Origin of the sequence: Pseudomonas sp. ZY71 (assembly GCF_036542145.1) — a bacterium.
Taxonomy (GTDB): domain Bacteria; phylum Pseudomonadota; class Gammaproteobacteria; order Pseudomonadales; family Pseudomonadaceae; genus Aquipseudomonas; species Aquipseudomonas koreensis_A.
The window spans coordinates 5,696,942-5,719,322 of the sequence record NZ_CP144274.1 but is presented as its reverse complement, the minus strand read 5'-3'; the positions used below and the strand labels follow the sequence as shown (position 1 = coordinate 5,719,322).

20 protein-coding genes are annotated in these 22,381 nt (G+C 59.7%); 15 read left to right on the top strand and 5 right to left on the bottom strand.

Going from position 1 to position 22,381, the window contains the following annotated elements:
• Positions 1 to 5 precede the first annotated feature (5 nt).
• The 5 genes from ribF (at position 6) to ispH (ending at position 5,844) form a co-directional block, all read left to right on the top strand.
• Positions 6 to 944, top strand: coding sequence for a bifunctional riboflavin kinase/FAD synthetase (gene ribF / locus VY732_RS25365; RefSeq protein WP_008078544.1), 939 nt, complete (start codon positions 6 to 8; stop codon positions 942 to 944).
• A 13-nt stretch (positions 945 to 957) separates the two neighbouring features.
• Complete coding sequence (gene ileS, locus VY732_RS25360) at positions 958 to 3,789, top strand: isoleucine--tRNA ligase (protein ID WP_116029802.1); 2,832 nt, start codon at positions 958 to 960, stop codon at positions 3,787 to 3,789.
• Complete coding sequence (lspA, locus tag VY732_RS25355; RefSeq protein ID WP_123593212.1) at positions 3,782 to 4,294, top strand: signal peptidase II; 513 nt, start codon at positions 3,782 to 3,784, stop codon at positions 4,292 to 4,294. The genes ileS and lspA overlap by 8 nt, the downstream gene beginning before the upstream one ends.
• Positions 4,295 to 4,301: 7 nt before the next feature.
• Positions 4,302 to 4,739 (top strand): FKBP-type peptidyl-prolyl cis-trans isomerase, encoded by a 438-nt coding sequence (gene fkpB, locus VY732_RS25350; protein ID WP_175555644.1) that lies wholly within the window; start codon positions 4,302 to 4,304, stop codon positions 4,737 to 4,739.
• A 160-nt stretch (positions 4,740 to 4,899) separates the two neighbouring features.
• Positions 4,900 to 5,844 carry a 4-hydroxy-3-methylbut-2-enyl diphosphate reductase gene (gene ispH / locus VY732_RS25345; RefSeq protein WP_007909838.1) on the top strand — a complete coding sequence of 315 codons (945 nt, stop codon included), beginning with the start codon at positions 4,900 to 4,902 and terminating at the stop codon, positions 5,842 to 5,844.
• Here the strand turns inward: ispH and VY732_RS25340 are convergent.
• Positions 5,816 to 6,370, bottom strand: coding sequence for a GspH/FimT family pseudopilin (locus VY732_RS25340; RefSeq protein WP_123593213.1), 555 nt, complete (start codon positions 6,368 to 6,370; stop codon positions 5,816 to 5,818). The genes ispH and VY732_RS25340 overlap by 29 nt on opposite strands.
• A gap of 130 nt (positions 6,371 to 6,500) precedes the next feature.
• Between VY732_RS25340 and VY732_RS25335 the strand changes: the two genes are divergently transcribed.
• From VY732_RS25335 to thiO, 7 genes are read left to right on the top strand one after another with little or no spacing between them, the layout of a single operon-like run.
• Complete coding sequence (locus tag VY732_RS25335) at positions 6,501 to 6,974, top strand: GspH/FimT family pseudopilin (RefSeq protein WP_331692370.1); 474 nt, start codon at positions 6,501 to 6,503, stop codon at positions 6,972 to 6,974.
• Entirely contained in the window at positions 6,971 to 7,420 is a 450-nt protein-coding gene (gene pilV, locus VY732_RS25330; protein ID WP_077574597.1) for a type IV pilus modification protein PilV, read from the top strand. Before VY732_RS25335 ends, pilV begins: the two co-directional genes overlap by 4 nt.
• Complete coding sequence (locus VY732_RS25325) at positions 7,417 to 8,130, top strand: PilW family protein (protein ID WP_077574596.1); 714 nt, start codon at positions 7,417 to 7,419, stop codon at positions 8,128 to 8,130. The genes pilV and VY732_RS25325 overlap by 4 nt, the downstream gene beginning before the upstream one ends.
• A gap of 11 nt (positions 8,131 to 8,141) precedes the next feature.
• Complete coding sequence (locus tag VY732_RS25320; RefSeq protein ID WP_077574595.1) at positions 8,142 to 8,621, top strand: pilus assembly PilX family protein; 480 nt, start codon at positions 8,142 to 8,144, stop codon at positions 8,619 to 8,621.
• Positions 8,608 to 11,691 carry a pilus assembly protein gene (locus VY732_RS25315; protein ID WP_331692368.1) on the top strand — a complete coding sequence of 1,028 codons (3,084 nt, stop codon included), beginning with the start codon at positions 8,608 to 8,610 and terminating at the stop codon, positions 11,689 to 11,691. Before VY732_RS25320 ends, VY732_RS25315 begins: the two co-directional genes overlap by 14 nt.
• Positions 11,692 to 11,706: 15 nt before the next feature.
• Positions 11,707 to 12,108: a type IV pilin protein gene (locus tag VY732_RS25310; RefSeq protein ID WP_034153860.1), complete on the top strand. Its 402-nt coding sequence runs from the start codon at positions 11,707 to 11,709 to the stop codon at positions 12,106 to 12,108.
• 57 nt (positions 12,109 to 12,165) lie between these two features.
• Positions 12,166 to 13,266, top strand: a complete 1,101-nt coding sequence (thiO, locus tag VY732_RS25305) for a glycine oxidase ThiO (protein ID WP_331692367.1) — start codon at positions 12,166 to 12,168, stop codon at positions 13,264 to 13,266.
• A 114-nt stretch (positions 13,267 to 13,380) separates the two neighbouring features.
• On the opposite strand, the gene VY732_RS25300 is transcribed toward thiO, so the two are convergent.
• The 4 genes from VY732_RS25300 to VY732_RS25285 form a co-directional block, all read right to left on the bottom strand.
• Positions 13,381 to 14,727 carry a sigma-54-dependent transcriptional regulator gene (locus tag VY732_RS25300; protein ID WP_116029796.1) on the bottom strand — a complete coding sequence of 449 codons (1,347 nt, stop codon included), beginning with the start codon at positions 14,725 to 14,727 and terminating at the stop codon, positions 13,381 to 13,383.
• The gene (locus tag VY732_RS25295; RefSeq protein WP_331695896.1) at positions 14,724 to 16,313 is read right to left on the bottom strand and encodes a sensor histidine kinase; all 1,590 of its coding nucleotides are present in this window, start codon (positions 16,311 to 16,313) and stop codon (positions 14,724 to 14,726) included. Before VY732_RS25295 ends, VY732_RS25300 begins: the two co-directional genes overlap by 4 nt.
• Complete coding sequence (locus VY732_RS25290; protein WP_077574590.1) at positions 16,303 to 16,545, bottom strand: PP0621 family protein; 243 nt, start codon at positions 16,543 to 16,545, stop codon at positions 16,303 to 16,305. The genes VY732_RS25295 and VY732_RS25290 overlap by 11 nt, the downstream gene beginning before the upstream one ends.
• 126 nt (positions 16,546 to 16,671) lie before the next feature.
• Positions 16,672 to 17,688 carry an outer membrane protein assembly factor BamD gene (locus VY732_RS25285; RefSeq protein WP_077574589.1) on the bottom strand — a complete coding sequence of 339 codons (1,017 nt, stop codon included), beginning with the start codon at positions 17,686 to 17,688 and terminating at the stop codon, positions 16,672 to 16,674.
• Between the two features lie 151 nt (positions 17,689 to 17,839).
• Between VY732_RS25285 and rluD the strand changes: the two genes are divergently transcribed.
• From rluD to clpB, 3 genes are all read left to right on the top strand, one after another.
• Entirely contained in the window at positions 17,840 to 18,802 is a 963-nt protein-coding gene (rluD, locus tag VY732_RS25280; protein WP_034153865.1) for a 23S rRNA pseudouridine(1911/1915/1917) synthase RluD, read from the top strand.
• Positions 18,799 to 19,521: a peptidoglycan editing factor PgeF gene (pgeF, locus tag VY732_RS25275; protein WP_123593217.1), complete on the top strand. Its 723-nt coding sequence runs from the start codon at positions 18,799 to 18,801 to the stop codon at positions 19,519 to 19,521. The genes rluD and pgeF overlap by 4 nt, the downstream gene beginning before the upstream one ends.
• Positions 19,522 to 19,651: 130 nt before the next feature.
• A complete protein-coding gene (gene clpB / locus VY732_RS25270; RefSeq protein ID WP_016986222.1) occupies positions 19,652 to 22,216 on the top strand; it encodes an ATP-dependent chaperone ClpB in 2,565 nt (854 codons plus the stop codon).
• Positions 22,217 to 22,381: the final 165 nt, after the last annotated feature.

The following is a 22,381-nucleotide window of genomic DNA, read 5'->3' as shown; positions in this document are numbered from 1 at the left end:
GCGTTATGCAGCTGGTTCGAGGCCTCCACAACTTGCGCCCCCAGCATCGGGGCTGCGTCGCCACTATTGGCAACTTTGACGGTGTTCACCGTGGTCACCAGGCTATCCTGGCCCGACTGCGTGAGCGTGCGCTCGAGTTGGGCGTACCCAGCTGCGTGGTGATTTTCGAGCCGCAGCCACGGGAGTTCTTTGCGCCGGAGACCGCGCCAGCGCGTCTGGCCCGGTTGCGCGACAAGCTGCAATTGCTGGCCGCCGAAGGCGTTGACCGGGTGTTGTGCCTGGCCTTCAACCAGCGTCTGAGCAAACTCAGCGCCAGTGAGTTCGTCGACACCATCCTCGTTGATGGCCTCGGCGTGCAGCATCTGGAGGTCGGTGACGATTTCCGCTTCGGTTGCGACCGCCTCGGCGATTTCGACTTCCTGCTGCAGGCCGGGCAGATGCACGGTTTCACTGTTGAAGCCGCGCAAACCGTCGAGCTGGACGGGATTCGCGTCAGCAGCACGCAAGTGCGCAACGCGTTGGCCGCCGCCGATTTTGCTCTGGCCGAACGTTTACTCGGTCGCCCGTACCGGATTGCCGGTCGCGTGCTGCATGGCCAGAAACTGGCCCGGCAACTGGGTACGCCCACTGCCAACATTCAACTCAAGCGTCGTCGCGTGCCGTTCACCGGGGTGTATCTGGTGGATGTCGATATCGACGGCAAAACCTGGCCCGGCGTCGCCAATATCGGCGTGCGGCCCACGGTACAAGGTGATGGCAAAGCCCACCTTGAAGTCCATCTTCTAGATTTTGCCGGCGATCTGTATGACCGGCGTTTGACGGTGGTTTTCCACCAAAAGCTGCGTGAAGAGCAGCGCTTCGCCTCCCTGGAGGCATTGAAAACGGCGATCAATGCGGATGTCGCCACCGCCCGTGCACTAGCCGCACCTAGCGCCCATCGCTAATGAAGAGCCTTAAATGACCGACTATAAAGCCACGCTTAACCTTCCGGACACCGCCTTCCCAATGAAGGCCGGCCTGCCACAGCGCGAACCGCAGATCCTGCAGCGCTGGGACAGTATTGGCCTGTACGGAAAGTTGCGCGAGATTGGCAAGGATCGTCCGAAGTTCGTTCTGCATGACGGCCCTCCGTATGCCAACGGCACGATCCACATCGGTCACGCACTGAACAAGATTCTCAAGGACATGATCATCCGCTCGAAAACCCTGTCGGGTTTCGACGCGCCGTACGTTCCGGGTTGGGACTGCCACGGCCTGCCGATCGAGCACAAGGTTGAAGTGACCCACGGCAAGAACCTCGGCGCGGACAAGACCCGCGAGCTGTGCCGTGCCTACGCCACCGAGCAGATCGAAGGCCAGAAGTCCGAATTCATCCGTCTCGGCGTGCTGGGCGATTGGGCCAACCCGTACAAGACCATGGATTTCAAGAACGAGGCCGGTGAAATCCGCGCCCTCGCGGAAATCGTCAAGGGCGGTTTCGTGTTCAAGGGCCTCAAGCCGGTGAACTGGTGCTTCGACTGCGGTTCGGCCCTGGCTGAAGCGGAAGTCGAGTACGAGACCAAAAAGTCCTCGACCATCGACGTTGCTTTCCCGATCGCTGACGAAGCCCAACTGGCTGCCGCATTCGGCCTGCCGTCGCTGGGCAAACCTGCCTCGATCGTGATCTGGACCACCACCCCGTGGACCATCCCGGCCAACCAGGCGCTGAACGTCCACCCGGAATTCAACTACGCGCTGGTTGATGTCGGCGACAAGCTGCTGGTGCTGGCTGAAGAGCTGGTCGAAGCCTGCCTGGCGCGCTACAGCCTGGAAGGTTCGGTCATCGCCACCACCACTGGTAAAGAACTCGAGCTGATCAACTTCCGTCACCCGTTCTACGACCGTCTGTCGCCGGTGTACCTGGCTGACTACGTCGAACTGGGCGCTGGTACCGGCGTGGTTCACTCCGCCCCGGCCTACGGCGTGGACGACTTCGTGACCTGCAAGAAGTACGGCATGGTCAACGACGACATCCTCAACCCGGTGCAGAGCAACGGCGTGTACGCGCCGTCGCTGGAATTCTTCGGCGGCCAGTTCATCTGGAAGGCCAACCCGGCCATCGTCGACAAGCTGACCGAAGTCGGTGCGCTGCTGCACACCACCGTCATCGAACACAGCTACATGCATTGCTGGCGCCACAAGACCCCGCTGATCTATCGCGCCACTGCGCAGTGGTTCATCGGCATGGACAAAGAGCCAACCAGCGGCGACACCCTGCGTGTGCGCTCGCTCAAAGCCATCGAAGACACCAAGTTCGTCCCGGCCTGGGGCCAGGCGCGTCTGCACTCGATGATCGCCAACCGTCCGGACTGGTGCATCTCGCGTCAGCGCAACTGGGGCGTGCCGATCCCGTTCTTCCTCAACAAGGAAAGCGGCGAACTGCACCCACGCACCGTCGAGCTGATGGAAGAAGTCGCCAAACGCGTTGAAGTCGAAGGCATCGAAGCCTGGTTCAAGATGGACGCTGCCGAACTGCTCGGCGACGAAGCACCGCTGTACGACAAGATCAGCGACACCCTCGACGTCTGGTTCGATTCGGGCACCACGCACTGGCACGTCCTGCGCGGTTCGCACCCGATGGGCCACGAGAGCGGCCCGCGCGCCGATCTGTACCTGGAAGGTTCCGACCAGCACCGTGGCTGGTTCCACTCGTCGCTGCTGACCGGTTGCGCCATCGACAACCACGCGCCGTACCGCGAACTGCTGACCCACGGTTTCACCGTCGACGAAGCCGGCCGCAAGATGTCCAAGTCGCTGGGCAACGTGATTGCGCCGCAGAAAGTCAACGACACCCTGGGCGCCGACATCATGCGTCTGTGGGTTGCATCGACCGACTACTCCGGCGAGATGGCGGTTTCCGATCAGATCCTGCAACGCAGTGCGGACGCCTATCGTCGTATCCGTAACACCGCGCGCTTCCTGCTCTCGAACCTGAGCGGTTTCAACCCGGCCACTGATATCCTGCCGGCGGAAGAAATGCTCGCGCTGGATCGTTGGGCGGTCGACCGCACTCTGCTGCTGCAGCGCGAGCTGCAAGAGCACTACGGCGAATACCGTTTCTGGAACGTCTACTCGAAGATCCACAACTTCTGCGTGCAGGAGCTGGGCGGTTTCTACCTCGACATCATCAAGGACCGTCAGTACACCACTGGCGCCAACAGCAAGGCCCGCCGTTCGGCGCAAACCGCGCTGTTCCACATCTCCGAAGCGCTGGTGCGCTGGATCGCACCGATCCTCGCTTTCACTGCCGACGAACTGTGGGAATACCTGCCGGGCGAGCGTAACGAATCGGTGATGCTCAACACCTGGTACGAAGGTCTGACCGAACTGCCAGCCGACGTTGAACTGGGCCGCGACTACTGGGAACGCGTCATGGCGGTCAAAGTAGCGGTCAACAAAGAAATGGAAATCCAGCGCGCAGCGAAAGCCGTCGGTGGCAACCTGCAAGCCGAAGTGACGCTGTACGCCGAAGACGCCCTGAGCGCCGATCTGGCCAAGCTGAGCAACGAACTGCGCTTTGTATTGATCACCTCGACTGCCAGTGTTGCGCCGTTCGTCCAGGCTCCAGCCGATGCGGTAGTGACTGAAGTCAGCGGCCTGAAGCTGAAAATCGTCAAATCGGCCTTCCCGAAGTGCGCCCGTTGCTGGCACTGCCGTGAAGACGTTGGCGTGAATCCGGAGCATCCGGAAATCTGCGGTCGTTGCGTCGACAACATCAGCGGCGCTGGCGAGGTTCGTCACTATGCCTAATGCCGTTGGCCGTTTTGGACGGTTGAGCTGGCTGTGGTTGAGTTTGCTGGTGCTGGTCATCGACCAGGCCAGCAAGTTCTACTTCGAAGGCAAGCTCGAAATGTTCCAGCAGATCGTGATCATTCCCGATTACTTCAGCTGGACCCTGGCTTATAACACCGGCGCTGCCTTCAGCTTTTTGGCTGACAGCTCCGGCTGGCAGCGCTGGCTGTTCGCCCTGATCGCGATTGTGGTCAGTGCGGTGCTGGTGGTCTGGCTCAAGCGCCTGGGCCGCAATGACACCTGGCTGGCCGTCGCTCTGGCGCTGGTGCTGGGCGGCGCGCTGGGCAATCTGTATGACCGCATTGCCTTGGGCCATGTGATCGATTTCATTCTGGTGCACTGGCAGAACCGCTGGTACTTCCCGGCGTTCAACTTCGCCGACAGCGCGATTAGCGTTGGCGCGGTGATGCTGGCACTGGATATGTTCAAAAGTAAAAAGACCGGAGAAGCCGTTCATGACTGAACAGGTATTGGCTGAGCAACGCATCGGCCAGAACACGGAAGTCACTTTGCACTTTGCATTGCGCCTGGAGAACGGCGACACCGTCGACAGTACGTTCGACAAAGCCCCGGCGACCTTCAAGGTCGGCGACGGCAACCTGCTGCCGGGTTTCGAAGCGGCGCTGTTCGGCTTCAAGGCCGGCGACAAGCGCACGCTGACCGTCGAGCCGGAAAACGCCTTCGGCCAGCCGAACCCGCAGAACGTGCAGATCATTCCACGTTCGCAGTTCGTCGACATGGAGCTGTCGCCGGGTTTGCTGGTGATCTTCAACGATGCGGCCAATACTGAGCTGCCAGGTGTGGTGAAAGAGTTCGATGACACGCAAGTGACCATCGACTTCAACCACCCGCTGTCGGGCAAGACGCTGACCTTTGACGTCGAGATCATCAACGTTAAAGCGATCTAACTGACTCTATGGAGTCAAATGTGGGAGCGAGCCTGCTCGCGAATGCTGACTGACATTCAACATAGATGTTGTCTGACACACCGCTTTCGCGAGCAGGCTCGCTCCCACAATGTTTTTCATCGTTTTCGCTATTTCTTGCGCGCAAGACACGAGGCACAGCATGCAAATCAAACTCGCCAACCCCCGTGGCTTCTGCGCTGGCGTGGACCGGGCGATCGAAATCGTCAACCGTGCCCTGGAAGTCTTCGGGCCGCCGATCTACGTGCGTCATGAAGTGGTGCACAACAAGTTCGTCGTTGAAGACCTGCGCAGCCGCGGGGCGATCTTCGTCGAAGAGCTGGATCAGGTGCCGGACGACGTCATCGTGATCTTCAGTGCCCACGGTGTTTCCCAAGCCGTGCGCACCGAAGCCGCCGGCCGTGGCCTGAAAGTATTCGACGCCACTTGCCCGCTGGTGACCAAGGTGCACATCGAAGTGGCGAAATACAGCCGCGACGGTCGCGAGTGCATCCTGATCGGCCACGCCGGTCACCCGGAAGTCGAAGGCACCATGGGCCAGTACGACGGCAGCAATGGCGGTGCGATCTACCTCGTTGAAGACGAGAAAGACGTCGCCGAATTGCAGGTGCATAACCCGGACAAACTGGCTTTCGTTACCCAGACCACGCTGTCGATGGACGACACCAGTCGCGTCATCGATGCCTTGCGCACGCGCTTCCCGGCCATCGGTGGTCCGCGCAAGGACGACATCTGCTACGCCACGCAAAACCGCCAGGACGCGGTCAAGCAATTGGCCGACGAGTGTGACGTCGTGCTGGTAGTCGGCAGCCCGAACAGCTCCAACTCCAACCGCTTGCGAGAACTTGCCGAGCGCATGGCCACGCCGGCCTACCTGATCGACGGCGCCGAAGACCTGCAAAAGAGCTGGTTCGATGGCGTTGAGCGTATCGGCATTACCGCCGGTGCCTCCGCGCCGGAAGTCCTGGTGCGTGGCGTGATTCAGCAATTGCAGGCCTGGGGCGCCACCGGTGCCGATGAACTGGCCGGGCGTGAAGAGAACATCACGTTCTCGATGCCTAAAGAGCTGCGCGTGCGTTCGATCTGACGCTTTTGATCTTTTGACACAACGCCTGCTCAGCCTCTTGGCTGTTCAGGCGCACACGACCGGTCGCCGCCAGCACTATCTGTCGCTGGCTGACCGGCTCGCGAGCCGAGCAGACATGTAATGTCCCTGCCTGAAACGCCCGCCCGGGCATCAGCGGTTGCCCCAGACTGCTGAAGCGTACGTAACGACTTACTGACCAATTGCCGACAATCGGCACCTGTGTGTCGCTCACACTTTCTTGCAGCAGCGGATTGCTGTTGTCTTTCGACCCCTTGCCGCTGATATCCAGAATGATCCGCCAGCCCTGACTCCAGTCGCCGTTGATGCCATGAATCACCACGCTCTGATTGCGTGTGATGGCCTGGGTGCGAGCGTTGCGCAGGCCATCGAGCAAGGATTGCGCTGCCTGATCCCGATGGTTCGATTCTCTGAGCGTGGCAAACGCCGGACTGACCAACAGCAGAACAATTGCGCCAATCGCCAGTCCCATAAGCAGTTCGATCAGGCTGAAACCCTGTTGCGGCATGAAAACTCCCTCCGTGGAGTGTGATGAACGGCGCGCTCCGTGCACCGGGCAGGGCAAATCAACCGACGCGGGCCGGTTGAATGTTCTAGCGTGTAGAAGCAGGTATAGCCGACGGCAACGGAGGGCATTGATGGATCTTCGTACAAAAGGTTTCACGCTGATCGAGTTGTTGGTCGCGGTCGCGATTTTCGTGGTTCTGATCACTCTGGCGGTGCCGGCGTTCACCCGTTCGGTACAGGGCAGCAAGGCCGATACCGAGATGGGCGACCTGCAACGGGCAATCAATTACGCCAGGCTCGAGGCCATCGACCGTGGCACTACCCTGCGCCTGCGCCCGACCGCTGGTGGCAGCGGCTGGACCGGTGAGTTGTCGGTCTACGACAGTACTGGCAATCCGGCCAATGTGTTGCGGGTTGTTCCCGCGATGAGCAGCGGCGCGACTCTGACGCTACCCTCAGGAGTGACTGCACTGGATTTCAACAATCTTGGTGGTCTGGCAGCGCCGTCGACGGCGGTGACCATCAGTTACACGTTGGGAACGCAAAGCAGGACGCTGAACGTGTGTTTGAACGGACGAATTCAATTGGGTGGAACTTGCGGATGAGGGCAGGGAGTCAACACGCACAGCAGGGCATGACGCTGATCGAGGTACTGGTCGCGTTGCTGATTCTGACGGTCGGGCTGCTGGGTGCGGCGGCCGTGCAACTGAATGCACTGAAGTACACCGACAGTTCACGGATGACCAGTCAGGCCAGTTTCATCGCTTACGACATGATGGACCGCATCCGCGCCAATTCCGGCGCCGACTACACCGTCACTCCGCCGACTTCGGGCAATCTCAGCGTTGCACGGGATCAGGATCTTTACGATTTCACCAACAATATCGTCAACTTCGGTGGACCGACCGCGACTGGCAGCATCACTCTCAATCAGCGGGTCTACACCATCACCATCAACTGGAGCGACGCGCGGGCAGCCAACACCGCCAGCGCTCAGCGCAGTTTTGTCCTGACCAGCCGCGCTGCCGTTGACCCGGTGGCGACACCATGACGCGCCATCAGCGTGGTTTCGGCCTGATCGAGCTGCTGATTGCCCTCGCACTGGGCTTGATCATCGTGCTGGGGGTTGTGCAGATTTTCATCGCGGCGAAAAACACCTACGTCAGCCAGAACAGCGCCGCGGCGATGCAGGAAGACGCGCGTTTTGTGCTGAGCAAAATGATTCAGGAAATTCGCATGGTCGGGATGTTCGGTTGTCTCGGCACCATTACGGATTCCAGCTCGGCGGGGGATTTCAATGCGTCGCAGATAGCGCCGATCAACTGGGACAATGCCAACCTGAAACTGACACTGGTCACCGCCGATATCGGCAGCGGTGGCGGCACGCCGACCTGGACAGTGGTTTCCGATTGCCGCAACAGTGCAACGGCCTATACCGGGTTGCGAGCGGCGGCGAGCGGGCAGATCGCCTTCCCGATCCGGCGTCTGATCTACAGCTTCAGCAACAATCAGATTCTCATGGGTACCGGCAGCGGCACGCCGACCCAGCAGGTGTTGGTGAACAACGTCAGTGCCTTTAACGTGACGTTTGGTCTGGCCAGTTCGGCGACAGATGTGGCGGCCTCGACCTACAGCGCCAACCCCAGCGACCCGGCGCGCATTCGCAGTGTGCGCCTGAGCCTGACCCTCACCGACCCCAACAGCCGGGTCGCCACGCAAACCTTCAACGTGGTTGCCGCTTTGCGCAACCGCTTGCAGTGAGGACCGTGGCGATGCGGATTTCTCTTCATGACCGGCAAACGCAACGCGGCATGGCGTTGCTGGTCAGTCTGGTGTTTCTGTTGTTGCTGACGTTGATTGGTCTGTCGTCGATGCAGAGTGCCAATCTGCAGGAAAAAATGGCCGGCAGCGTCAGTCTGCGTAATCAGTCGTTTCAGACCGCCGAGGCGGCGTTGCGGGTGGGGGAGAGTGCGGTTCAGCTTGATACCTACACCTTGGCGGTGTGCAGCGGCACGACGCAATGCGCACCGCCGGCGGAATCATCGGTGGTCAGTGCGGCGGGGCTGAATTCAACTTCGGGTGTGACGTGGATCGCTTCCGGTAATGGTTTCTATGGTGTGCAGAATATCGGCACCACGCTCACGGCAGTGAACGTGCCGAGTAACACTTCGGCGACGTTGTATCGGGTCACCGCCGTTGGAATCGCCGGCACTTCGCGCAGTGTGGTGGAGAGTGTCTATGCGAAGTATTGAGCGGTGTGGATCGCTGTTGCTCGGCCTGTTGCTAACCTTGTATCTGGCGTCGCCGGTCTACGCATTTACGCCGTCTGATTCGCCGCTGTTGAGTGCGGCGGCGGTGCCACCCAACGTCATGCTGCTGATCGACGATTCGGGGAGTATGAACAGCATCATTTATGCTGGCGGATTCAACCCTGCCGACAATTTCACTCCGGCCCGGCAATGTAATGCATTGCTTGGGTTGTGCCTGAGTTCGACGCCGATCACGGGCGACACGATCTTTCTGTCGAGCCTGCCGACATCCGGTTGCTCGGGCGGCGCCTATGCGTTCTACAACAACAGCCTGGCGCCGTTGTGCCTGAAGCTGCCGGATCCGGTCGGCAGCGGCAATACGCGTTACTCGGGGGATTACATTTCCTACATAGTCGGCCTGGCCATCAACAACGGCACCCGCGATTTCACCACCGGGGCAATTCCCAACGACTACCGCATCAACGTTGCGCGCAACGTCTCCACAGCTTTGGTCAGCAGCAACCGCACGTTGCGTATTGGCCTGTCGACATTCAATCCGGCCACCAGCAACAACTCCGGCAATGGCGGTTTCATTGCCCGTGCGATCAGCGATTTGTCGCCGGTGTCCGGCAGCGTGACTCAAGCCCAGGCCGACACCAATTACAACGCACTGATCTCTTCCATCAACGGCTTGAGCGCCGTGGCCAACACGCCGTTGGCGGAAACCTATTACGAAATCACTCGTTACATGCGCGGCATGGCGCCGTACTACAACAGCACACCGAGCACCTACACCAGTCCGATTCAGTACCGCTGCCAGAAAAACTACGGCGTGGTGATTACCGACGGTTTGCCGACTTTCGACCGTACTTTCCCCACCAATGACCCGCTGGGTGGCAGCCGTTTGCCGAACTGGGATGGCGTCAACAATGACGGCAACAACCTCAACGGTGACGGTGAAGGGGATACGCTGTATCTGGATGACATCGCCAAGTTTGCCTTTGACATCGACATGCGTTCGACCGGCACCGATGCGGCGGGCAAGAGCTGGAATGCGGTGGATTTTCCCAAGCAGAACATGAACACCTACACCGTGGGGTTCACCGCCGATAATGAAATGCTGTCGGACGCCGCCAGTTACGGACAGGGCAGGTATTACCAGGCGACCGACAGTACCGGGCTCAACGCCGCCTTATCCTCGGCGCTGAGCGACATCACGTCCAAGGCCGGTTCCGGCGGCGCGGGAGTCACCAGCGGCACCACACTGACGTCCAGCAGCAGCTTTTATCAAACCACGTATGACCCCAAGGACTGGCGCGGCACGATCAAGTCGTTCGGCTTCACCTCGACCGGGACGGTCAATACTTCGGCGGCGCAGTGGACGACCGACACCACCATCGTGCCATCCGCCAACGCTGCGACTTTTCAGTCGTGGAATACCCTGAGCAATGCAGCGGTAACCCTGGCTTACGGCAACTTTTCCCCGGCCCAGCAGACCACGCTGAGTCAGGGGTTGCCCACCGGCATCAGTGGCATTGATCTGGTGGAGTGGAGCAAGGGCACGAACAAGGCCGGGCTGAAAGTGCGCAGCGTGCTGCTCGGCGACATCATCAATTCGCCACTGGTGCTGGCGTCACCATCAGACAAAACCGCCTCCGATCTTTCCGGCGACACCAGCTACAGCACTTACCTGGCCACCAAGGCTGCGAATATGAACACCAGCCTGGTGGTTAACGCCAACGATGGTTTCGTCAACGTGATCAATTCGGCGAACGGTACTCGCCGTTACGCCTACATGCCCTCCAGTGTGCTGCCGTCATTGCGCCTTATCGCCGACACCAACTACGTCAACGGTGTGAGCCACAAGTTTTTGGTGGACGGTCAGGTTGGGGTGTTCGACGCGCAGTCCGGCACCGCGTGGAAAACCCTGGCCATTGGCGGCACCGGTGCCGGGGGTAAAACCTTCTACGGGTTGCAACTGTTTGATGCGTCTGCGGGTAATGTGATCAAGGCCTTGTGGGAGGTCAGTGCGCCGGCCACCGCCAGTACTGCGAACGCATTCAATGATCTGGGTTATGCCTACGCCCGTCCGGAAGTGGCACGCTTGGCCAATGGTCGCTGGGCGACATTCATTGCCAACGGCTACGGCAGCAATTCAGGCGTGGCGGCCCTGTATGTACTGGATGCGCTGGACGGTTCGCTGATCAGGAAAATCGTTATCGACAGCACGGAAACCACCAACGGTTTGTCGTCGGTGAAACTCAAGGTCAACTCTTCGAATGTGGTGCAGGCCGCTTACGGTGGCGACTTGAAGGGGCGGTTATGGAAGTTCGATCTGAGTGCCACGTCCTCCGACAGTTGGGGCGTGGCGTTTTCCGGCAAGCCACTGTTCACCACGGCGGGCGGGGCGACTCAACCGATCACCGCGCAGCCGTTACTGGCGGATAATGCGCTGGGCGGCAAACAGGTCTTCGTCGGTACCGGTAAGTTCAACGAAACGGCCGACAAGACCAACAAGGATTTGCAGGCGTTCTATTCCGTGTGGGACGCCGATGGAGGTTCTGGTCAACTGACTGTCAGCAGTTTGCAGCCGCAGGCGATCACCGGATCATTCTCCGGCAGCTCTGGACAGTTTCTGACCACAACGCAGAATGACACGACGTATCCGGCGGAGAAGGGTTGGTATCTGCCGCTGGTGTACAACAATGTGCTGACCGGCGAGCGGGTGATCAATCAGGCGAGTATCGTGCTGAGCCGTATTGTCTTTACCACGGCGAGTGTTGATACCACCGATCCCTGTGCGAGTTTTGGTACCGGCAAACTGGTCGAACTGGATGCGTTCAGCGGTAAGATGCTCAATTACGCCGTGCTGGACACCAGCTCTGACGGTTTGGTCGACAGCAATGACTCGATCTCCAGCGGCGTGATATTCACCGGTGGCATTCCGACCCTGAACTTCGTCTCCAGCGATGGCAAGCGCAAGGGTACGACCGACACCAGTGGCACCATCACGATCATTGTGGAAAAGGGCGGCGGTGGCAGCCGTCGTATCATGTGGCGACAAATACAGTAAGTGAGAGTTTGAGGCATGCGCAGATTCAACCGAGGCTTCACCCTGATCGAAATCATGATCGTGATTGCGATCATCGGGATCGTCATCACCATCGCCGCACCGAGCTATACCGAGTACCTGAAAAAGGGCCGTCGCGCTGAAGTGGTGTCTTTGCTCTCCGAACAGGCGCAGACCCTCGAGCGCTTCTACACCCGAAACAATACCTACACCAATGTCACCGGACTCAGCACGGGCAATGATTTCTACACCATCACCCCGACCATCGCTGACCAGACTTTCCTGCTGACCGCTACCCGCAAAACGGGTACGTCAATGGCCACCGACAAGTGCGGGGATTTTACCCTGACCAACACCGGTGTCCGCAGCATGAACAACGCGACCACCGGGCTGACCACCAAGGATTGCTGGGGCCGCTGAGGCGCTTTCTTTCGGGTGCCTTTTGCGCCCACTGTCTTTTTTACGGTTGGAACAAACATGACCAGGCAACAGCAAGTGGTGATTGTCGGTGGCGGGGTGATTGGCCTGCTGACCGCCTACAATCTCGCCTCCGAAGTACGCAGCGTGGTGCTGCTCGATCGCTCGAACCTCGGCCAGGAATCGTCCTGGGCGGGCGGCGGTATCGTTTCGCCGCTGTATCCGTGGCGCTATAGCCCGGCAGTCACCGCACTGGCGCACTGGTCGCAGGATTTTTATCCACAGCTCGGCGCGCGTCTGTTTGCCGACACTGGCGTTGATCCTGAAGTGCACACCACGGGCCTGTACTGGCTGGACCTGGACGATGAAGCCGAAGCGCTGGCCTGGGCCAAGCGGGAAAATCGCCCGTTGCGGGCTGTGGATATCTCGGCGGCGCATGATGCGGTATCGGTGCTCGGTGGCGGCTTCTCGCGGGCGATCTACATGGCGGATGTCGCCAACGTACGCAATCCGCGTCTGGTGAAATCACTGAAAGCGGCACTGCTGGCATTGCCGAACGTAACCATTCACGAACAATGCGCAGTCAGCGGGTTTGTCCGCGAGGGTGAGCAGGTTGTTGGCGTCGAGACGTCGAAGGGTGTGATCAACGGTGATCAGGTCGTATTGACTGCGGGGGCGTGGAGCGGCGATCTGCTCAAGACGCTGGATCTGACACTGCCGGTCGAGCCAGTCAAAGGCCAGATGATTCTCTACAAGTGCGCGGCGGACTTTCTGCCGAGCATGGTGTTGGCCAAGGGCCGTTATGCGATCCCGCGTCGCGACGGCCACATTCTGATTGGCAGTACGCTGGAGCACGAGGGTTACGACAAGACGCCGACCGATGTGGCGCTGGAAAGTCTCAAGGCTTCGGCGGTTGAGTTGTTGCCGGCGCTGGCCGATGCCGAAGTGGTCGGGCACTGGGCAGGGTTGCGTCCGGGGTCGCCGGAGGGCATTCCGTACATTGGCCGGGTGCCGGGGTTTGACGGGTTGTGGCTGAACTGCGGGCATTACCGTAATGGGCTGGTGCTGGCGCCGGCGTCGTGCCAGTTGTTTGCCGATGTGATGCTGGGAAGGGCGCCGATTATTGATCCGGCGCCGTATGCGCCTGAAGGCCGGATTTAGTCTGATATTTCTCTGTAGCCTGGCAGATCGCTTTCGCGAGCAGGCTCGCTCCCACATTGGATTTTGTGAACGACAAAGATCAACTGTGGGAGCGAGCCTGCTCGCGAAGGATCCTCAATCCAGGCCTAATTTTTTCAGCCGATAACGCATCGACCTGAACGAAAGACTCAACCGCTGCGCCGCCGCCGTGCGATTCCAGCGCGTTTCCTCCAGCGCCTGCAGGATCAGCTTTCTCTCGACGTTCTCCAGATAATCCTCCAGATTATCGATCTGCGTCAGATCGGCAATCCCGCCCTCCGCCGCGCAATTGCCGTCACTCAGGCGCAAGTCTTCGGCCTCAATCGTGCGGTTTTCACACAAGGTGTGCGCCCGTTCGAGAACGTTCTCCAACTCCCGAACATTTCCCGGAAACCGGTAGTTCTTCAATGCTTCCAGCGCCTGCGGATGTAGTCGTGCTGGCGGTTGGCCGGTGTCCTTGGCCAGACGCTTGAGCATATTGGCCGCCAGCACTTCAATGTCATCACGCCTTTCGCGCAGTGACGGCACGCGCAGTTCAATCACGTTCAAGCGGTAATAAAGGTCCTGACGAAAGCGTTCGGTCGCGACCTCTGCATCAAGATCCTTGTGCGTGGCGCAGAGAATCCGCACATCGACCACGCTTTCCTGCTGGCCGCCGACACTGCGCACGGCTTTTTCCTGAATCGCCCGCAGCAGTTTGACTTGCATCGACAACGGCAAGTCCGCCACTTCATCGAGAAACAGCGTGCCGCCATTGGCCGCCTGAAACAGCCCGGGCTTGTCTGCGAGCGCGCCAGTGAAACTGCCTTTGCGATGACCGAAAAACTCGCTTTCCATCAGCTCCGACGGGATCGCTCCGCAGTTGACCGGCACAAAGGGTTGGCTTGCGCGTGGCCCTTGTTCATGAATCAGCCGTGCGACCAGTTCCTTGCCGCTGCCCGATTCGCCGCTGATGTAGACCGGTGCCTGGCTGCGGGCGAGTTTGTCGATTTGCTTGCGCAGACTGCGCATCGGTGGCGAGTCGCCCAGCAAGCGTCGATCAATCGATGTAAAGCTGCCGCCTGCCGCCGGCATGCGCAGGGCGGCGCCGACCAGTTCGCGCAGGCGGGTGAGGTCGACCGGTTTGGTCAGGAAGTCGAAAGCCCCGGCTTTCAAGGCGTTGATCGCAGTTTCCAGACTGCCGTAGGCGGTGATCATCGCCACCGGCAGTTGTGGATAACGTTGCTGAATATGCTGCACCAACTCCAGCCCTGTACCGTCGGGCAAGCGCATGTCTGTCAGGCACAGGTCGAAGTTCTCGCGGTTCAACAGTGCCTGGGCTTCAGCCAGATTGCGCGCGCTGTAGGTGTCGAGTTTCATCCGTCCCAGGGTGATTTCCAGGAGTTCGCGGATATCCGGTTCGTCGTCGACGATGAGGATTTTTTGCCGTGGGCTCGTGTTCAACTTTGTTTCCGTCCGTGAGCAAAGGTGATGCGAAAGCAGCCGCCGCCTTGGCGTGATTGAAAGTCTAGGCGCGCTTGGTTGCTTTCGCACAGCTCACGGGACAGATAAAGCCCAAGGCCGGTGCCCTGGCTGCTGGTGGTGAAGAACGGTTCGAACAGATGCGTCTGTTCATCGGCAGGCACGCCGGGGCCGTTGTCCTGCACTTCGAGCACCGCCAATTGGCTGTCGGGATCGCTGAACAGGGCCAGCCAGACTTCGGCTTGATCATGCAGCAGGGCGCTGTGGCGCCAGCCATTGCGTAACAGATTGTCGAGAATTTGCGTGAGCTGATTGGGGTCCATCAGCGTGGTGAAGTCCCCTGAATTGATTCGCAGATGAATCTGCTGGCGCTCGCTGGCCTGTTCGCGGCTTTCGGCGACGAAGTTTTCCAGCCACGGCTTGAGATCCAGCCGTTGTGGCGCGCTCTGCTGGCGGCGGGACAGTTGCAGGACGTTTTCGATGACTCGGTTCATGCGCTGGGAGTGATCTTGAATAATCTGCGTCAGACGCCGATCGGCGCTGTCGAGTTCCTCGGATTCAGCCAATAGCTGCGCGGCGTGACTGATGGCACCCAGTGGATTGCGGATCTCGTGGGAGATACCGGCGGTCAAGTGTCCAAGTGCGGCAAGTTTCAATTGCTGGGCTTGTTGGGCGATCTGCGCGAGGTCTTCGAGAAATACCAGGGTTTGCTGGTTGGGGCTCTGTTCGAGGGCGATGAAGCTCGGTTGCAGTTCCAGGCCATTACCGGGGACTTTCAGGCTCTGCGGGCGCAGGGTCGGGTTGTTCATCCACAGTTGCAGGCGATCAACCAGCGCCGGCGAATAATCATCGATCAAATGCCCCTGAAGGTGCGATTGCGCGAGCAGGGTTTGCGCGCTGTGGTTGGCCAGTTGCACCCGACGCTCCTCGTCGAGGACCAGAATGCCGGTGCGCATGCGTTGCAGGATCAGCGCATTGAGGGCTTCGAGGCTGACCACTTCGCTGGCGCGTTGCTCGGCCAGTGTTTCGCTGACTTCGAGGCGCCGAATCAACCCCTGCACCAGCAACGACGCGGCAAAACACAGGGCGCCGAGAGTGCCGGCTTGCAGGTATTCATTGGCGCTGAGGGGGTGGTTGAAACCCAGCAGGAAACTCGAACCGACGATGCCCAGCGCACCGATGGCGGCGATCAACAGGCCGATGCGTCGCCGTAGCAAAGTGTTGCTGATCGCCACCGAGACAATCAGCAGATTGCCCAGCGCACTGCCGACGCCGCCCGCCGCAAAGAACAGAACGCATAAAAGCAGGACATCAACGAGGGCCAGACTGAACAGTTGCGCCGGCCGTCGGGTGTTCTCGAGGAATACCACCAACAGAATGTTGAGAATCAGGTACAGCCAACTGCCGCCGCGCAGCAATTCATCGTTGGCCGACGTCAGCAGGCGGTTGTCCATGTTGCTGGAGATCAGCAGCACCAGAGTGATGCCGACACTTAAACGGTAGAGATGATAAAGGCGCAGCAGGCGCTGCGCCTGTTTGCTGTCGGCGCTGGTGGCCTCAGCGATCACTGGTACCCGGGCCTTGCTCAAGGTGAGCCTGGCTGCAATACCACTGTTGTTGCACGCTTAGCGCGCGGTCGCGCGGCAGATGCACGCCGCAATGGGCGCAGCGCACCATCGGTGGCGCGTCCTGCTCGCGCGGGGCGCGATGGGATTGATTGGACGCGGCAGGCGCCTTGAATTTACGCCACAACCATATCGCGGCGAAAATCACGACGATCCAGAACAATAAACGAAGCATGATGAGCGGCTTTCCGACTGATGATCCGGCAGTTTAGCCAAGCTCCCGACAAGCGCACAGCCTATTAATGCGCGGCAATAAAAAAGGGAGATCCGCAGATCTCCCTTTTCTGTACATCCGGTGTGATCAGTCGAACACGCCGAAAGTCATGTAGCTGAACCACGAGCGGTCGGTGTTGCTCGACTCAGGCTCTGGCTCTTCGATCACGTCACCGTTTTCGTCTTTAGGCTTGAGCTCGTTCGGGATCGCGTCTTTCGCGTCCTGGAACTGCTTCTGCACGTCCTGGTTGGCGCGGGTTTCGCCCGGCGGCAGCGGTGGACGCGACTCGATCAGGCCCAAAGTCGCCTTGCTCAGGAACGAGCGGTTGTCGGCTTCGGCAACCCGTGGCACGAACTGACCGTCCTGCAGGCTTGGGTGGTTCGGGTAGTTGAGCTTCAGGGTTTCCAGGCTGGTGTTGGCCAATTCGTCCAGGTGCAGACGCTGGTAGGCTTCAGTCATCACCGCCAGGCCGTCACCGACCGATGGGGTTTCCTGGAAGTTTTCTACGACGTAACGACCACGGTTGGCTGCGGCTACATAAGCCTGACGGGTCAGGTAGTAGTCGGCCACGTGAATTTCGTAGGCCGCCAGCAGGTTGCGCAGGTAGATCATGCGCTGCTTGGCGTCCGGCGCGTAGCGGCTGTTCGGGTACCGGCTGGTCAGCTGGGCGAACTCGTTGTACGAGTCGCGCGCGGCGCCCGGGTCACGCTTGGTCATGTCCAGCGGCAGGAAGCGCGCCAGCAGGCCGACGTCCTGGTCGAACGAGGTCAGACCTTTGAGGTAGTACGCGTAATCCACGTTCGGGTGCTGCGGATGCAAACGAATGAAACGCTCGGCGGCAGACTTTGCAGCTTCCGGCTCGGCGTTCTTATAGTTGGCGTAGATCAGCTCCAGCTGTGCCTGATCGGCGTAGCGACCGAACGGATAACGCGACTCCAGAGCCTTCAGCTTGGCTGTGGCGCTGGTGTAGCTGTTGTTGTCCAGGTCAGTCTGAGCCTGCTGATACAGCTCGGCTTCGCTGAGGTTTTCGTCTACGACTTCCTTCGATGAGCAAGCAGCGGTCAATGCGAGGATGGCGATCAGCAGCAGGTGTTTCACTTGCATGGCGGCTTGCGTCCCTATGACGGCCGCTGTCTTGGGCGGGGCCGTCCTGTTATGATGAGCGCCCCGTTGAAAAGCCTCGGGGCAAAAGACGCCGTATTTAACCACAAGCGCGCAGCCGAAACCAAAAGCTGTGCCGACGCACAGTCAGAGCATGTCCGATAAAATTGAACTTCGCGCAGAGGTGCCGTCCGAATTGGGCGGCCAACGCCTCGATCAAGTCGCTGCCCAACTCTTCGCTGAGCACTCTCGCTCGCGCCTTTCCGCCTGGATCAAAGAAGGTCGCCTGACTGTGGACGGGGCGGTCATCCGCCCGCGCGACATCGTGCACGGCGGTGCCATCCTTGAGCTGACCGCCGAGCAGGAAGCCCAGGGCGAGTGGATCGCCCAGGACATCGAGCTCGACATCGTCTATGAAGACGACGACATCCTGGTGATCAACAAGCCTGCGGGCCTGGTGGTGCACCCGGCTGCCGGTCACGCCGATGGCACCCTGCTCAACGCCTTGCTGCACCACGTGCCGGACATCATCAATGTCCCGCGCGCCGGCATCGTGCATCGTCTGGACAAGGACACCACCGGTCTGATGGTGGTGGCCAAGACCATTCAGGCGCAGACCAAACTGGTTACTCAGTTGCAGAGTCGTAGCGTCAGCCGCATCTATGAGTGCATCGTGATCGGTGTCGTCACCGCCGGGGGCAAGATCAACGCCCCGATCGGTCGCCACGGCCAGCAGCGCCAGCGCATGGCGGTGATGGAAGGCGGCAAGCCTGCCGTCAGCCACTACCGCGTGCTGGAGCGCTTCCGCTCGCACACCCACGTACGGGTGAAGCTGGAAACCGGTCGTACTCACCAGATCCGCGTACACATGTCGCACATCAACTTCCCGTTGGTCGGCGATCCGGCGTACGGCGGCCGTTTCCGCATTCCGCCAGCCGCGAACCCGACGATGGTGGAATCCCTCAAGCATTTCCCGCGTCAGGCCCTGCACGCGCGCTTCCTTGAGCTGGATCATCCGACGACCGGTGAACGCATGAGCTGGGAATCGCCGCTGCCGGAAGATTTCGTCTGGCTGCTGACCTTGCTCAAGCAGGATCGCGAGGCCTTCATCGGATGAACTGGCTGACGCCGGACTGGCCCGCGCCGGCCAGCGTCAAAGCCTGCGTCACCACCCGCGAGGGCGGTGTCAGCGAGGCGCCGTTCGACAGCCTCAATCTGGGCGATCATGTCGATGATCGTCCTGAGGCTGTTGCCGAGAACCGTCGGCGCCTGACCGAACACTTCTCTATACAGCCTGCCTGGTTGCAGCAAGTGCACGGGATTGCCGTGGCTCATGCTGATCCGGGCATTGTCGCGACTGCAGATGCCAGTTGGACGACAACCCCCGGAATTGCCTGCACGGCGATGACGGCGGATTGCTTGCCGGCATTGTTCTGCGATCGTGCCGGCACGCGTGTCGCGGCCGCCCATGCCGGTTGGCGTGGTCTGGCGGCGGGCGTGCTTGAGGCAACTCTCGACAGTCTTGATGTTCCGGCCGCAGAAGTGCTGGTCTGGCTTGGCCCGGCCATCGGTCCGCAAGCCTTTGAAGTCGGCCCGGAAGTGCGGGAAGTCTTCATCAATCAACTGCCTGAAGCAGCAGACGCGTTCGTACCGAGCGACAATGCAGGCAAGTTCATGGCTGACATCTATAAGCTGGCGCGCCTGCGTCTGGCTGAACGTGGTGTCACCGCTGTTTATGGTGGCGGTTTCTGCACCGTGACCGATCCGCGCTTCTTTTCTTATCGCCGTGCTTCGCGCACCGGTCGCTTCGCCTCCCTTATCTGGCTCACCCGCTAGACTTGCCTGACCTGAATCAACTCTCTGACGCTTGAATCTCCCAGAATCGACCGCATCTATAGGGGTATCTGGCAGGTTTCTTTATTCAGGATGGTTTTTAGGTCCGGCCTGCTCAAAAGGAAGGTGACTTATGCGAATAGACCGTTTAACCAGCAAATTACAGTTGGCCTTGTCCGACGCCCAGTCGTTGGCTGTCGGCCACGATCATCCGGCGATTGAGCCGGCGCACTTGATGCAAGCCATGCTTGAACAGCAGGGTGGTTCGATCAAACCTCTGCTGATGCAGGTGGGCTTCGACGTCAACAGCTTGCGCAAAGAGCTGACCAAAGAGCTCGATCAATTACCGAAAATCCAGAACCCGACCGGCGACGTCAACATGTCGCAGGATCTGGCGCGCCTGCTCAATCAGGCTGACCGTCTGGCCCAGCAGAAGGGCGACCAGTTCATCTCCAGCGAACTGGTGTTGCTCGCCGCAATGGACGAGAACAGCAAGCTCGGCAAATTGCTGCTCGGCCAGGGCGTAAGCAAGAAAGCCCTGGAAAACGCGATCAACAACCTGCGTGGCGGCGAAGCGGTAAACGACGCCAACCACGAAGAGTCGCGGCAGGCGCTGGATAAATACACCGTCGACCTGACCAAGCGCGCCGAAGACGGCAAGCTCGATCCGGTGATCGGCCGTGACGACGAAATCCGTCGCACCATTCAAGTTCTGCAACGTCGCACCAAGAACAACCCGGTGCTGATCGGTGAACCTGGTGTGGGTAAAACCGCCATCGCCGAAGGTCTGGCCCAGCGCATCATCAACGGCGAAGTGCCAGACGGCCTTAAAGGCAAGCGTCTGCTCTCGCTGGACATGGGCGCACTGATTGCCGGTGCCAAGTATCGCGGTGAGTTCGAAGAGCGCCTGAAATCGCTGCTCAATGAGCTGTCGAAGCAGGAAGGGCAGATCATTCTGTTCATCGACGAACTGCACACCATGGTCGGCGCCGGTAAAGGCGAAGGCTCGATGGACGCCGGCAACATGCTCAAGCCTGCGCTGGCTCGTGGTGAGTTGCACTGCGTTGGCGCGACCACGCTCAACGAGTACCGCCAATATATAGAGAAGGACGCGGCGCTCGAGCGACGCTTCCAGAAAGTATTGGTGGATGAGCCGAGCGAAGAAGACACCATCGCCATCCTGCGTGGCCTCAAAGAGCGCTACGAGGTTCACCACAAGGTGGCGATCACCGACGGCGCGATCATCGCCGCGGCCAAGCTCAGCCATCGCTACATCACTGACCGGCAGTTACCGGACAAGGCCATCGACCTGATCGACGAGGCTGCCAGCCGCATCCGCATGGAGATCGACTCCAAGCCGGAAGTGCTTGATCGTCTGGAACGTCGCCTGATTCAGTTGAAGGTGGAATCTCAGGCGCTGAAGAAAGAAAGCGATGAAGCGGCGATGAAACGTCTGGAAAAACTCCAGGAAGAAATCGTCCGTCTCGAACGTGAGTACTCGGATCTGGAGGAAATCTGGAACTCGGAAAAAGCCGAGGTGCAGGGTTCTGCACAGATTCAGCAGAAGATCGAGCAGTCGCGTCAGGAACTGGAAGCCGCGCGCCGTAAAGGCGACCTCAATCGCATGGCCGAATTGCAGTACGGGGTGATCCCGGATCTGGAACGCAGCCTGCAAATGGTCGATCAGCACGGCAAGAGCGAAAACCAGCTGCTGCGTAGCAAGGTGACTGAAGAAGAGATCGCCGAGGTTGTATCGAAGTGGACCGGCATTCCGGTGTCGAAAATGCTCGAAGGCGAGCGCGACAAGCTGATGAAGATGGAAAGCCTGTTGCACAAACGGGTGATCGGTCAGGAAGAAGCCGTGGTCGCCGTGGCCAATGCGGTACGACGTTCGCGTGCCGGGTTGTCCGACCCGAATCGTCCGAGCGGCTCGTTCATGTTCCTCGGCCCTACCGGTGTCGGTAAAACCGAGCTGTGCAAGGCGCTGGCCGAATTCCTCTTTGATACTGAAGAGGCGATGGTGCGGATCGACATGTCCGAGTTCATGGAGAAACATTCCGTGGCGCGTCTGATCGGTGCGCCACCGGGATACGTCGGTTACGAAGAGGGCGGTTACCTGACCGAAGCTGTGCGTCGCAAGCCTTATTCGGTGATCCTGCTGGACGAAGTCGAGAAGGCGCACCCGGATGTGTTCAACATCTTGCTGCAAGTGCTCGAGGATGGTCGCCTGACCGACAGCCATGGCCGCACGGTGGACTTCCGCAATACCGTGATCGTCATGACTTCGAACCTCGGCTCTGTGCAGATTCAGGAGCTGGTCGGTGATCGTGAAGCGCAGCGTGCTGCGGTGATGGATGCGCTGACGTCGCACTTCCGTCCGGAGTTCATCAATCGGGTGGACGAAGTGGTGATCTTCGAGCCTTTGGCACGGGATCAGATCGCGGGCATTACCGAGATCCAGTTGGGCCGTCTGCGCAGTCGTCTGGCCGAGCGCGAGCTGAAGCTGGAACTCAGCCCGGAGGCGATGGACAAGTTGATCGCCGTTGGTTACGACCCGGTGTATGGCGCACGTCCTTTGAAACGGGCGATTCAGCGCTGGATCGAAAATCCGTTGGCGCAGTTGATCCTTTCGGGTCACTTCATGCCAGGCGACACGGCAACCGGCGCGGTCGAGAACGACGAAATCGTTTTCAACTGAGTCCAAGTGCCAATGAAAATTGGGAGGCCCTACATCGTAGGGCCTTTTTTTTCGTTAGGCTGTTGAACTCAAAGGAAAAGGCTTGTAAAGTGCGCCCCGCAGTCAGTCGCCAAGACGGTCTCAGCTCACTGAGTTGAAATCTGAAATAAGTTGCAAATCATTAAC

Bases quoted from the DNA above. Each gene is read 5' to 3' on its own strand.
- VY732_RS25335 (WP_331692370.1), top strand. From the start codon at position 6,501: ATGGATCTTCGTACAAAAGGTTTCACGCTGATCGAGTTGTTGGTCGCG.
- VY732_RS25320 (WP_077574595.1), top strand. From the start codon at position 8,142: ATGCGGATTTCTCTTCATGACCGGCAAACGCAACGCGGCATGGCGTTG.
- pgeF (WP_123593217.1), top strand. From the start codon at position 18,799: ATGAACTGGCTGACGCCGGACTGGCCCGCGCCGGCCAGCGTCAAAGCC.
- VY732_RS25340 (WP_123593213.1), bottom strand. From the start codon at position 6,370: ATGCCGCAACAGGGTTTCAGCCTGATCGAACTGCTTATGGGACTGGCG.
- lspA (WP_123593212.1), top strand. From the start codon at position 3,782: ATGCCTAATGCCGTTGGCCGTTTTGGACGGTTGAGCTGGCTGTGGTTG.
- pilV (WP_077574597.1), top strand. From the start codon at position 6,971: ATGAGGGCAGGGAGTCAACACGCACAGCAGGGCATGACGCTGATCGAG.
- VY732_RS25310 (WP_034153860.1), top strand. From the start codon at position 11,707: ATGCGCAGATTCAACCGAGGCTTCACCCTGATCGAAATCATGATCGTG.
- VY732_RS25285 (WP_077574589.1), bottom strand. From the start codon at position 17,688: ATGCAAGTGAAACACCTGCTGCTGATCGCCATCCTCGCATTGACCGCT.
- thiO (WP_331692367.1), top strand. From the start codon at position 12,166: ATGACCAGGCAACAGCAAGTGGTGATTGTCGGTGGCGGGGTGATTGGC.
- VY732_RS25315 (WP_331692368.1), top strand. From the start codon at position 8,608: ATGCGAAGTATTGAGCGGTGTGGATCGCTGTTGCTCGGCCTGTTGCTA.
- VY732_RS25290 (WP_077574590.1), bottom strand. From the start codon at position 16,545: ATGCTTCGTTTATTGTTCTGGATCGTCGTGATTTTCGCCGCGATATGG.
- clpB (WP_016986222.1), top strand. From the start codon at position 19,652: ATGCGAATAGACCGTTTAACCAGCAAATTACAGTTGGCCTTGTCCGAC.
- ileS (WP_116029802.1), top strand. From the start codon at position 958: ATGACCGACTATAAAGCCACGCTTAACCTTCCGGACACCGCCTTCCCA.
- rluD (WP_034153865.1), top strand. From the start codon at position 17,840: ATGTCCGATAAAATTGAACTTCGCGCAGAGGTGCCGTCCGAATTGGGC.
- ribF (WP_008078544.1), top strand. From the start codon at position 6: ATGCAGCTGGTTCGAGGCCTCCACAACTTGCGCCCCCAGCATCGGGGC.
- VY732_RS25325 (WP_077574596.1), top strand. From the start codon at position 7,417: ATGACGCGCCATCAGCGTGGTTTCGGCCTGATCGAGCTGCTGATTGCC.
- ispH (WP_007909838.1), top strand. From the start codon at position 4,900: ATGCAAATCAAACTCGCCAACCCCCGTGGCTTCTGCGCTGGCGTGGAC.